The organism is Nonomuraea sp. NPDC003201, assembly GCF_053590415.1.
In genome coordinates this window covers 26,788-38,644 of the sequence record NZ_JBSFTC010000081.1, presented here as the reverse complement: position 1 = coordinate 38,644, position 11,857 = coordinate 26,788, and the positions used below count along the sequence as shown (strand labels likewise).

The 11,857-nt window shown below is 71.5% G+C and carries 10 protein-coding genes; 8 read left to right on the top strand and 2 right to left on the bottom strand.

Going from position 1 to position 11,857, the window contains the following annotated elements:
• The 5 genes from ACWDX9_RS26535 to ACWDX9_RS26515 form a co-directional block, all read left to right on the top strand.
• Positions 1 to 1,792, top strand: a 1,792-nt coding sequence (locus ACWDX9_RS26535; protein ID WP_449958388.1) for an FtsX-like permease family protein, incomplete at its 5' end; no start/stop codon positions are given.
• Positions 1,789 to 4,353: an FtsX-like permease family protein gene (locus ACWDX9_RS26530; protein ID WP_449958385.1), complete on the top strand. Its 2,565-nt coding sequence runs from the start codon at positions 1,789 to 1,791 to the stop codon at positions 4,351 to 4,353. The genes ACWDX9_RS26535 and ACWDX9_RS26530, both read left to right, overlap by 4 nt.
• Positions 4,350 to 5,267, top strand: a complete 918-nt coding sequence (locus ACWDX9_RS26525; RefSeq protein WP_192791084.1) for an ABC transporter ATP-binding protein — start codon at positions 4,350 to 4,352, stop codon at positions 5,265 to 5,267. The genes ACWDX9_RS26530 and ACWDX9_RS26525 overlap by 4 nt, the downstream gene beginning before the upstream one ends.
• Positions 5,260 to 5,952 (top strand): ABC transporter ATP-binding protein, encoded by a 693-nt coding sequence (locus ACWDX9_RS26520; RefSeq protein WP_350724889.1) that lies wholly within the window; start codon positions 5,260 to 5,262, stop codon positions 5,950 to 5,952. The genes ACWDX9_RS26525 and ACWDX9_RS26520 overlap by 8 nt, the downstream gene beginning before the upstream one ends.
• Positions 5,953 to 6,039: 87 nt before the next feature.
• Positions 6,040 to 7,170 (top strand): epoxide hydrolase family protein, encoded by a 1,131-nt coding sequence (locus tag ACWDX9_RS26515; RefSeq protein ID WP_449958382.1) that lies wholly within the window; start codon positions 6,040 to 6,042, stop codon positions 7,168 to 7,170.
• Positions 7,171 to 7,185: 15 nt separating this feature from the next.
• On the opposite strand, the gene ACWDX9_RS26510 is transcribed toward ACWDX9_RS26515, so the two are convergent.
• Positions 7,186 to 7,440, bottom strand: coding sequence for a hypothetical protein (locus tag ACWDX9_RS26510; RefSeq protein WP_449958380.1), 255 nt, complete (start codon positions 7,438 to 7,440; stop codon positions 7,186 to 7,188).
• Between the two features lie 272 nt (positions 7,441 to 7,712).
• Here ACWDX9_RS26510 and ACWDX9_RS26505 point away from each other — a divergent pair, with 272 nt between their 5' ends.
• The 3 genes from ACWDX9_RS26505 to ACWDX9_RS26495 all read left to right on the top strand — a co-directional run bounded on the left by ACWDX9_RS26505 (position 7,713) and on the right by ACWDX9_RS26495 (position 10,050).
• Positions 7,713 to 8,051 (top strand): hypothetical protein, encoded by a 339-nt coding sequence (locus ACWDX9_RS26505; RefSeq protein WP_449958377.1) that lies wholly within the window; start codon positions 7,713 to 7,715, stop codon positions 8,049 to 8,051.
• Entirely contained in the window at positions 8,048 to 8,290 is a 243-nt protein-coding gene (locus tag ACWDX9_RS26500) for a hypothetical protein (protein ID WP_449958374.1), read from the top strand. Before ACWDX9_RS26505 ends, ACWDX9_RS26500 begins: the two co-directional genes overlap by 4 nt.
• Before the next feature lie 215 nt (positions 8,291 to 8,505).
• Entirely contained in the window at positions 8,506 to 10,050 is a 1,545-nt protein-coding gene (locus ACWDX9_RS26495; RefSeq protein WP_449958371.1) for a serine hydrolase domain-containing protein, read from the top strand.
• A 494-nt stretch (positions 10,051 to 10,544) separates the two neighbouring features.
• Here the strand turns inward: ACWDX9_RS26495 and holA are convergent, their stop codons facing one another.
• A complete protein-coding gene (gene holA / locus ACWDX9_RS26490) occupies positions 10,545 to 11,516 on the bottom strand; it encodes a DNA polymerase III subunit delta (protein WP_449958369.1) in 972 nt (323 codons plus the stop codon).
• Positions 11,517 to 11,857: the final 341 nt, after the last annotated feature.

Sequence of the window (11,857 nt, the reverse complement as noted above, 5' to 3'; positions counted from 1 at the left end):
CGGCGGCGGGCGCGGGCTGATCGAGCGGGCGGGCGCCGACCTGGCGCTGCTGGTCGTGGCCGGGCTGGCGATCTGGCAGCTCCAGCGCTACGGCGCGCCGGTGACCGCGACGGCCGCGGGCGGGCTCGGCATCGACCCGCTGATCATCTCCGGGCCCGCCCTGGCCCTGCTCACGGGCGGCATGCTGGGGCTGCGGCTGGTGCCGCGCGTCTCGAAGCTGGCCGAGCGGGTGACGTCCAGGCGGCCGGCGCTCGCCCCCGCGCTCGGGGCCTGGCAGGTGAGCAGGCGGCCGCTCAATTACGCGGGCCCGGCGCTGCTGCTGACCATGGCCATCGCGATCGGCATCGTGTCCATGGCCACGGCGTCCACCTGGCGGGCCTCGCAGGCCGACCAGGCCCGCCACCAGGCCGGGGCCGACCTGCGGCTGTCCGGTCCCCCCGACGGGCCGGAGCTGGGAGCGCTCGGGCGCGGGACGGCGTTCACCGCGCTGCCCGGGGTCACGGCGTACTCGCCGGGATTTCGCGGGCAGACCGAGGTGAGCGGCGAGAGCGCGCTGCTGCTCGGCCTGGACGCGGGCAAGCTCGGCGAGCTGTTCCACCTGCGTGCCGACCTGTCCGCGCAACCGGTCGGGGAGATGTCACGGGCGCTGGTGGGAGACCGGGCGGGCAAGCTGGACCTTCCCGGGCAGCCGTCGGCACTCACGCTGCGGGCGGAGGCGGACGGCGAGCTGCCGCTGCGGCTGGTGCTCTCCGACGCGCTCGGCGTGTGGCGCGACGTGTCGCTCGGCGTGCTGCGCAAGGGTGAGAACCGGATCGACGTCGACCTCCGGGCGCTGGCCGGGCGTACCGGGAAGATCACGTACCCGCTGTCGCTGCGCGGCCTCGTCGCGGGCACCCCCCAGACCCCCGCGAACCTGACCCTGACCGGCCTCAGCGCCGACGGCCGCGAGGTGGCGACGCCGCCGGTGTCCATGAAGGTGACGCGGCCCGCGGCCGCCGGCCTCGCGCCGCTGCCGAAGCCCGGACCGCTGCCGGTGGTGCTCACCGCCGACCTGGCCGCCTCGCTCAAGCTGGCCGTCGGCCAGGTCGGGCCGGCCAGCATCGACCGCAGGGTGCTCCAGGTGAAGGTGGTGGGGGTCGTGGACAGCATGCCGACCACCCCCGCGGGGCAGAAGGCCGTGCTCGCCGACTGGGGGACGCTGCAGACGTACGAGCTGGCCGCGGCGCAGCTGCCCAGGCCCGCCACCGAATGGTGGCTCGCGGCCGGTGACACCGCGCCCGCGGTGAAGGCGCTCCAGACGCGGCCCGAGTGGGACGTGACCGCGCTCGACCAGCGCAGGCTGGCGGCCGAGCTGCGGGACGACCCCCTGGCCAGCGGGTTGCAGGGGGCGCTGATGCTCGGGTTCGCGGCGGCGCTGGTCTTCGCGACGCTCGGGTTCCTGGTGAACGCGACCGTCGCGGCCCGGGAGCGCATGGGCGAGTTCGCGATCCTGCGGGCGCTCGGGGTGAGCTCCCGGCAGGTGTTCGGGGTGCTGGCGGTCGAGCAGGCGTTCGTCATCGGGCTGTCGCTCGTCGCGGGCACCGGGCTCGCCGTGGTCGTCGGCATGCTGGTCGTGCCGCACATCGTCCTGACCGGGCAGGCCTCGGCCGTCACCCCCGGCGTCGTGCTCGACATCCCGTGGGCGGCCACCGCGGCGATGCTGGCGCTGGTGGCCGCGGTGCTGATCGCCATCGTGGCCGGGCTGGCCCGCCGCCTGCGCGGGCAAAACGGGCAACTCGTGGAGGAACGGTGAGGATCGCCCTGCTCGCCCGCGTGCACCTGGGCACGATGGCCGTGCTCTTCGTGCTGGCGCTGAGCGCCTGCCTGCTGGTCGCGGGGCTGCCCAGGGCGATGCAGGCGTCGTTCGACGAGGCGCTGCGCCGCTCACTGGTCGCCGCCCCCGCGGTGCAGGCCGACCTGACCGTGTCCGTTGAGTCGCGTTCGTCCGAAGAGGACCTGCACGAACGCGGCCAGTTCGACGCCCGCGACCGCCGCTGGCGCCAGATCCTGCCGCCGGCGCTGCGCCCGCTGGCGAGCGGCGCGGGCCACATGAGCGCCAAGACCACCTCGACGCCCGTGACCGGGACCCGCGGCCATACCCACATGAACCTGGGCTGGCTCTCCGACGCGGACCGGCGCGTGGACTGGGTCCAGGGGCGGGCGCCCGGCAAGCCCTCGACCATGCGGTACGAGGGCGAGACGATCCCGGTCTTCGAGGTGGGGATCGTCGCGGACGCCCTGCCCGAGCTGGGCTACAAGGTGGGCCAGACCAAGATGGTCGGCGAGAACGACTACGCCGCCCTGAAGATCGTCGGCGCCTTCAAGGCCAAGGACCCCCGTGACCGCTACTGGTCCCACAACGTCGACCTCCTGCAGGTCATCAAGGCGCAGACGCCGGGCAGCGACGAGCTCGAGAAGCACGTCACGACGCTGATCCCCGAGGAGGGGCTGGCCGCACTCAGCGGCGAGGGGCGCAACCTGTCCTACCACTGGGTCCTGCCGATCGACGCCCGTGGCGCGAGCGCGCTGGCCGCGCCCGACCTCCAGGCGGCGGTCGCCGAGTTCGGGCGGGTGGCCGCGCTCCAGTCGACGGCCAGCCCGTACCACCTGGGCACCGGGCTCTCCAAGCTGCTCGGCGACTTCCTCGCCGAGGTGGCCACCGCGCAGACCGTGATGTACCTGGTGCTCGGCGGGCTGCTGGCGGTGGCGCTCGGCGTGATCGCGCTGGTCGTGCTGCTGCTGGGCAACCGGCTCGATCACACGCTGTCCCTCGCGCGGGCGCGCGGCGGGTCGCTGCGGCAGGTGGCCGGGACCGGGGCGCTGCTGACCGGCGTCGCGGTGCTGCCCGCCGCGCTGGCCGGGTACGGGCTCTCGTTCCTGGTGCCCGGGCCCGCGCTGCCCATCGTGCACCTGGGGCCCTTGGTCGTGGTCGTGGCGGCCGTCGGGTTCGCCGGGGCGCGGCTGGCCCTGGTCCATCGGACGCCGCTGCACGAGCGCCGCGACGACGTGTCCGCCGGCCGGCCCTCCGCCCGGCGGGTCACGCTGGAGGTACTGGTCGTGGTGCTCGCGCTGGTCGGCGCGTACCTGCTGCGGGCCCGTGGGGCTTCGCAGGATCCGTTCCTGCTCCTGGCGCCCGTCGGGCTGACGCTGGCGGCGGCGTTGATCACCTTGCGCTGCTATCCGTACCCCTTGCGGCTGTTCGTCCGGCTGGCCGCGCGCGGGCGGGCGGCCGTGCCGTTCCTGGGGCTGACCAGGGCGGCCAGGGCGCGCTCCGCCGGCGTGCTGCCCGTGCTGATCCTGCTGCCCGCGCTGGGCGTGTCGGTGTTCGCCGCGGTGATCTCCGGCGGGATCGCGGACACGCAGCGGCTGGCGTCCTGGCAGCAGGTGGGCGCGCCGATCAAGGTGACGTCGAACTTCGAGATTCCCGCCGCCTCGATCGACCGCGTGCGGGCGACGCCCGGCGTCGAGCAGGTGCTGATCGCGCAGACCGGGCGGGTGCAGGTCGGGTACGGCGCGGAGCGGGCCGAGGCGCTCGCCGTGGACGTGGCGCAGTGGCGCCGGATCCTCGACGGCGCCCCGATCAGCGTGCCCCCGCTGTCCGACGGCGCGCTGGTCTCCCCGGAGCTGCGGGGACGGGGGACGTTCGAGATCGGGTGGCAGTCGCGGGTGAAGCTCGCCACGCGGGGCGTGGTCGAGTCGGTGCCCAGTTTCTTCACCTCGGGCAAGTTCATGGTGGTGCCGCTGAGCGTGCTGACCCGTCCCGCCCCGAACACCCTGCTGATCAAGGGCGACGTCTCCCCTGACGTGCTGGCGCGGCTGGTCCCGTCCGCGACCGTGGAGTCGCAGGAGGGGGCGCTGAGCGCCATCCAGGACGACCCGCTCACCAGCACCGTGCGCTGGACGCTGGTCGTGGTGACGGTGGCGCTCGGCTCGTACGCGCTCGTCGCCGTCGTGCTGGCGCTCGTCATCGGCGCCGCCGAGCGCGCCAGCGCGGTGTCGTTCCTGCGCACGCTCGGACTGTCGGACCGGCAGGCGCAGCGGCTGACCGTCCTGGAGATCCTGCCCATGATCCTCATCACCGCCCTGGTCGGGCTCGGCCTGGGTCTCGGCCTGCCGTACGCGCTCGGGGCCGGCGTGGACCTGTCGTCGTACGCCGGGGACCTGCCGGTCGGCGACTACTCGCTCGACCTGTTCGTTCCCGTGCTGCTGGCGGGCGGGCTCACCGCCGTCGCCGTGCTCGGCGCGTACGCGCACACCGCCATCAGCCGCCGCCGCAACCTCGGCGCCGTCCTTCGAGTGGGGGATCTCTCATGAACCCGACCCTGTCCGAGCTGGAAGCCAGGGCCACGCGGGAGAAGGCCGCGTTCGGCGGCGACGCGCACATCGTGTGCGACAACCTCGTACGCATCTACAAGACCGAGGGCGTGGAGGTCGTCGCGCTGCAGGGGCTCGACCTGGTGATCGACAAGGGCGAGCTGGTGGCCATCGTGGGCGCCTCGGGGTCGGGCAAGTCGACCCTGCTCAACGTGCTGTCCGGGCTGGACGTGCCGACGGCCGGGGTGGCCAGGGTGGCGGGGATGGACCTGCTGTCGATGAACGCCCGCGACCGGCTGCGGTACCGGCGGTCCGTGGTGGGCTTCATCTGGCAGCAGACCGCGCGCAACCTGCTGCCGTACCTCTCCGCCAGGGAGAACGTCGAGCTGCCGATGAAGCTGGCCGGTCGCCGCGGGGGCCGCGCGCTGGAGCTGCTGGAGTTGCTGGGGGTCGGGTACTGCGCAGACCGCAAGATTCCCGAAATGTCGGGCGGCGAGCAGCAGCGGGTCGCCATCGCCGTCGCGCTCGCCAACTCCCCGCAGCTCATCCTCGCCGACGAACCCACCGGCGAGCTGGACAGCGAGACCTCGGAGCAGGTGTTCGACGCGCTGCGCAAGGCCAACAGGGAGCTGGGGGTGACCGTGGTCGTCGTGACGCACGACCCGCTGGTGTCGGAGCAGGTGGACCGTACCGTGGGCATTCGCGACGGGCGTACCAGCAGCGAGACGCTGCGGCGCGAGGGCGCCGAGGGGCAGATCGTCGCCGAGGAGTACGCCGTGCTGGACCGGGTCGGGCGGCTGCAGCTGCCGCGCGACTTCATGAACGCGCTCGAGATGGAGCGGCGGGTGCGCCTCGAGCTCGAATCCGACCACATCGGCGTGTGGCCCGCCCGGGAGGAGCCCTCTGATGACTGACTCGCCCCTGGTCGTGGTGGAAGGGCTGCGCAAGGTCTACCGGACCGGGCCCAAGGAGGTCGTGGCGCTGCGGGAGGTGTCGTTCTCGGTGTTCCCGGGCGAGCTCGTCGCGGTCCGCGGGCGGTCGGGGTCCGGGAAGACGACCCTGCTCAACCAGATCGGCGGCCTGGACAAACCGGACGCCGGACGGGTGGTCGTCGCCGGGCACGAGGTCACCGCCATGTCCGAGGACGACCTGCTGGCCCTGCGCCGCGACGTGGTGGGATTCGTGTTCCAGTCGTTCGGGCTGATCCCGGTGCTGTCCGCGGCGGAGAACGTGGGGGTGCCGATGCGGCTGCTCCGGACGCCGACGGAGGAGCGGGAGGCCCGCGTACGTCTTCTGCTGGCGTTGGTGGGGTTGGAGCAGCATGCCAACCAGCGGCCGTACGAGCTGTCCGGGGGGCAGCGGCAGCGGGTGGCCATCGCCAGGTCCCTGGCGAACCGGCCCCGGCTGCTGGTGGCCGACGAGCCCACGGGGCAGCTGGACTCGCAGACGGGGCGGCAGATCATGGAGCTGCTGCGGGCGGTCGTACGGAGTGAGGGGGTCACGGCCCTGGTCGCCACCCACGACCCCAGCTTGATCACGCTTGCCGACCGGGTCCTGGAGATCAACGACGGCATCATCCACGAACCCGCCCTCACCTGACTCACTCCACTGAGCCGATAATCCGGTTGATCCGGATCGCCGAGCGGTGGTAGGCCAGTGGGACGTTTCAGCTGATCGGAGATATGCGTGACTCTTTCGCCCTTCCGCATCGAGGTACCCGGCGACGTGCTGGACGACCTGCGAGCTCGACTGCGCGCGACCAGGTTCACGGACCGCACCGGCGCCAATGCCTGGCAGGCCGGAGCCGACCCCACGTACCTGCGGGAACTGGTGACGTACTGGGCGGAGGACTTCGACTACCGCGCCCGGGAGGCCGAGCTCAACGCGCTGCCGCACCACCGCGAGCGGGGCCTGCATTTCGTCCGGATCGCCGGAGTCGGCCCCGCGCCCATGCCCATCCTCCTCTGCCACGGATGGCCGAGCAGCTTCCTGGAGATGCTTCCTCTGGCGGCCCGCCTCGCCGATCCCGCCCGTCACGGCGGCGACCCGGCCGACGCGTTCGATGTCGTCATCCCGTCCATGCCGGGCTTCCTCTACTCCGAGCTGCCGCCGGAGCCGCTCACGCGGGCCGCGATGGCGCGAATGCTGCACACCCTGATGACCGACACCCTGGGATACGACCGGTACGCCGCCTTCGGCGGCGACATCGGCGGCGGGGCCACCCAATGGCTGGCCGCGCTTTACCCGGAGAAGGTGATCGGCATCCACCTGATCCATCCCCCGTTCCCCGCGTCGTTCGACGACCCGCCGATGTCGGCGGAGGAGCAGGCGTTCGTGGCGGCCGAGGAGGCGTACGACGAGCTCGACGGCGGCTACAGCGCCATCATGGGAACCCGGCCCGACACCATCGCAGCCGCCCTGATCGACTCACCCGCCGGACTCGCCGCCTGGATAGTCGACAAATATCGGGATTGGAGCGACTGCCACGGCGACCTGGAGTCCCGCTTCGACCGCGACACCCTGCTCACGATCCTGACGCTGTACTGGGCCACCGGCTCGATCGGCACGTCCTTCAGGCAGTACTACGACTGGGACCACAACACCCCCCGCCCACCCATCACGGTGCCGACAGCCATCACCCTCAGCCACGAACCGTCCATGTCCGGCATCCCCCGCTCGATCGCCGAACGCGCCTGCACCGACCTGCGCCACTGGAGCGAACCCGGCCGCGGTGGCCATTTCCTGGCCCTGGAGGAGCCTGCGCTGATGCACAAGGAGCTGACAACGTTCTTCCGCCCCCTCCGCCCAACGCTCTGACCGCCCGCGCATTCGTCAAAGGCGTTCGAGTTCTTCGGCGCGGCACAGCTCCTTGGGGCGTCCCAGGGCCCGGCACATCAGAACGAGGTCGTCCCGGCGCAGTTGCTCCGGCCGCGTCCAGAGCCCGCAGCAGCGGCGCTGCGCGCTGTCGGTCGCGAGGCTGCCGGCGACGGGATCGGCGTCATCGGGAGTGCGGCCGGTGGCGGGGCGGCTGCGGGTCAGTGCCCTGGTGCGGTGAACGGCCTTGTGCAGCAGCCCCAGTGGCCCCACGGTTCACCGCTCTCATGGCTTCAGCGATAGGCGATGCGGTCACAGGAGGGCTCTGGCTGCGTCGGCGGCGGGTTGCCGAGTCCTTGGAGCAGGAGGAGTGCCGACTGGGCGTGAGTGCGGGTCCGCGGCGACGCCATCGACGTACTGGACCGCATGGGCCTGCTGTCGCAGATGCGCGATCATGCCACGGGGATAGGCGCGATCACGCTGGTCGACGGTGACGGGAGCCGACCGGTGAGCTGCCCGCGGAGACGTTCGCCGGCGACCTGGAGGTGCTCAAACCCGATGCGACGCGCATCCTGCACAGCATCACCGCCGACGACGTCTCCTACGTCTTCGACGACTCGATCACCGCGATCGGTCAGGACGAGGACGGCGTCAGCGTCGAGTTCGAAAGGGCGGCCGGGGGCAGATTCGACCTGGTGATCGGGGCCGACGGGGTCTACTCCAACGTGCGCCGCCACGTCTTCGGTCCCCACCGCGGCTTCGTGCAGCATCTGGACATGTCGGGCGTCGGCTACACCAGCTGGGGCTCGACCACGAGGGCCTGCTGTACAGCGCGCCCGGCAGGGCCGTCTACGTGTTCAGCTCCAGCAACCCCGACCGGATGACCGTGAGCCTGTCGGTCTCCACCGACTCCCCCGACATCGACAGGCTCGACCGCGACACGCAGGAACGCCTGGTCCGCGAGCGCTTCGCCGGCGTGGAGTGGGAGGTGCCGCGGCTACCGGAGGAGATGCGGCTGGCACCCGACTTCGTCGCATTCCCTGCCTACGAGCGCCGGCTCCGCCCCTACATCACCGAGAACCAGTCCAAGGGCACGCAGGTGGCGAAGATGTTCGGCGCCTGACGAGAAGGAACGTGGCCGCCGACATCGCCCATGCGGTGTCGTGTCAGCGGCGACGTCAGGACGGCAACGGACCGGTATCAGCGCGGTCCGCGATGGTGAACGCCATGAACGGTTCAGCGACCGCAGCCTCAAGGCCGGGTGCGATCTCCTCGGGCGGCCCGACGCTTGCCGTCCGTTCAATCGAATTTCGTAACAGATTTGAAGGAGCACACCCCATGTCCATCTCCCTTACCGACCAGGACAAGACCACCCTGCGGATCGCCGCGTGGGGCGCCGTCTCCCTGATGTCCGCCGCCGGTGCCGCCGGCTCGGCCCACAAGGTCGCCACCGAGGGCTCCACCGCCCTGACTTCCGCGACCGGTCTGGTCGGCCACGTGCTCACCAAGGCACCCAAGGGCGTGAAGTACGGCAAGTCCGTCGCCGAACTCGCCGACCAGGTGCTGCCGGCCCTGACCGCATCTATGAGCCTGCTCAAGCAGCAGGATCCGGCCGAGGCCGACAACTTCCGCAGCACCGTCATCGTCGCCATCGAAGCCGCCGCCGGGACCCACCGGGGCGAGCCCAGCCCCACCCTGGCCGACATGGCCCGCAAGATCACCGCAGCGCTCGACGCCGCTTCGGCCTCGCCCGGGGTGGCCGCCGAGGGCAGCGGGGCCGTGCCGACGGCGGCTGCCGGGCAGGATCGCCCGGAGTTGCAGAAGGTCATCCAGGAGATGGTCGATTCCGGATTCGTCGGGGTGACGCTGCGGGTGCACGACGAGCAGGGCGAGTGGGCCGGCAGCGCCGGAGTATGCAGGCTCGGCGAAACCGCCGGGCCGCCGATCGACGGGCACGTCCGAATCGGCAGCAACACCAAGACCTTCATCGCGACCGTGGTGCTGCAGCTGGTGGGCGAGGGGAGGATCGGGCTGGACACTCCCGCGGATGACTACCTGCCCGAGTTCGGGCTGGATCGGCGGATCACGGTGCGGATGCTGCTTCAGCACACCAGCGGGGTGTTCAACGTCACCGGCGATTTCGACGCCGACGGGACGTACGTGCCGGGGATTCCCGCCACCCCCTCGGGCAAGGAGTGGGTCGACAACCGGTTCAAGACCTACCGGCCGGAGGAGCTGGTACGGCTGGCGCTGTCCAAGCCGGCACGGTTCGAGCCGGGGACCGACTGGAGCTACTCCAACACCAACTACGTGCTGGCCAGGCTGCTGATCGAGAAGGTCACCGGCCGCTCGTACGCCGAGGAGATGCGGCGGCTGATCCTGGGGCCGCTCGGGCTGTCGGGCACCGTGGCGCCGAGCACCGAGACGGAGATCCCCGAGCCGCACGCGCACGCCTACTACCGGTACGAGGACGCCGGTCGGCAGGAGACGGTCGACGTGACCCGCCAGAACCCCTCCTGGATCTCCAGCGGCGGTGACATGATCTCGACGACGCGCGACCTGCACACGTTCATCTCCGCGCTGGTGGGCGGGAGGCTGCTGCCGGCCGAGCTGCTGGCCGAGATGTGCACGCCGGAGCCCAAGGCCGGCTACGGGCTGGGCGTGTTCGTGCAGAAAACCGACGGCGGCGGCACCGTCATCAGCCACAACGGCGGCATGGCGGGTCACGGGGCGCTGATGTACAGCACGCCTGATGGCAGCAAGACCTTGACCGCCACGCTGAACTATGTGGACGACGCCGCACTGTCCATGGCAGCGGCGTACCAGCAGGCGACGCAGCGGCTCGTCCAGGAGGTTTTCGGCGGCGGGCAGGCCGCGGGCTGACGGGCCGAGCCGGCTCGGTCGACGAGCCGAGCCCTCAGACCCGTACGCCTTCGTGGGTGAACTTCCTACGGACGCGTATCAGGCAGATCACCAACCGGCCACACCGAGCTCACTCAGCTCGGAGTGGCCAGTCCACATGCGCGCAGGCCGGGCACGTCTCAGGCCCAGGGGAACAGGATGTCCAGAATGTGGCCCGTCCACATGCGCGCAGGCCGGGCCGAGCACGCACAACCGGTCGACGAACCCGTCAGGGACGAAGTCGGCCGAGGGGTGCCTGCTCGTCGACACGACCAGGACACCCGCATCAACGCCCTCGACGTCGGGCAATGCCTCAAGCTCATCGACAGCAACGACTGCGTGGGTACAGCCGGCCCATTTGGACCTCCACGGCCTGGCGCCTGCCGGAGGCCAACGACTGCGTCGGTACAGCCGGCCCATTTGGACCTCCACGGCCTGGCGCCTGCCGGAGGCCGAGGTAGGACATCGACTCTCGGTTACCGCCCCGTGCGGCTGGCCACGATCACCTGCACGGCGTGCTCCAACGCGTACGCCGGGTCCGCTCCCCCGCCCTTGACCTGCTCATCCGCACTCGCCACAGCCTGGATCGCCCTGGACAGCCCTTCAGGCCCCCACCCGTTCAGCTGCCGCTTCACCCGATCGACCTTCCACGGCGGCATGCCGACATGGCCGGCCAACTGTCCGCCTCGGAGGTTGCGCGGTGCGCTGCCGACCTTGGCCAGCGACCGCAGGCCCCCGGCCAACGCACTCACCAGCAGTACGGGCGCGACCCCGGTGCCGAGAGCCCACCGCAGTTGCTCCAGCGCGTCGGCCAATCGCCCCTCGACAGCGGAGTCGGCCACGTTGAACCCGGTGACCTCGGCCCGGCCCTTGTGATAGCGGGCCACGGCGGCCGCGCTGATCGTCTTGTCCTCCGTGTCGAACACCAGCTGGCTGCACGCCGCCGCCAGCTCCCGCAGGTCGTTGCCCACGGCGTCGAGCAACGCCTGGGCCGCGTCCCCGGAGATGCCCCGCCCGGCCCGCTTGATCTCCCCCTTGATGAAGTCCAGCCGCTCCCCCGCCTTGGTGACCTTGTTGACCGTGACCACCGTGGCCCCGGCCTTCTTCACCCCGTCGACCAGCGCCTTCCCCTTCACCCCGCCCGGATGCGACAGGACGAGCACGGCGTCGTCGGAGGGCTGCTTGGCATAGGTGACGACCTCGGCGATGACGTCCTTGGTAAGATCCTGAGCCGACCGGATCACTACCACGGAACGATCGCCGAAGAGCGACGGAGAGGTCAGCTGCGTCAACTCACCGACCGCGACCTTCCCGCCCATGAGGTCTTGCACCTCGGCTTGCGGGTCGCCGGCCCGCGCCGCCGCGACGACACTGCTCACCGCCCGCTCGGCCAGCAGCTCCTCATCACCGAGGACCAGGGTCACAGGTGCTGGATCGGTTCCCGCCATGTCAGGCAGCATGCCATGCGTCACCGACAACCCGGTACTCGGAGCACACCCCGTACACGCCGCCGGGCCCTGACGCCCTTCGCCGCCCCGGCCCGATCCGCAAACCTCAGGCCCGATCCGCAAACCTCAGGCCCGGCCCGCAAACCTCAGGCCCGGCCCGCAAACCTCAGGCCCGCAGCCCTCAGGCCCGATCCGGAGCTCTCAGGCCCGATCCGGAGCCCTCAGGCCCGATCCGGAGCCCTCAGGCCCGATCCGGAGCATGCACTGTCGCGAACACAACGGAAACGACCACGCGCAGCTCCAGCCCTCACGGCCATACGCCCCCGGACACCCACCCGCGC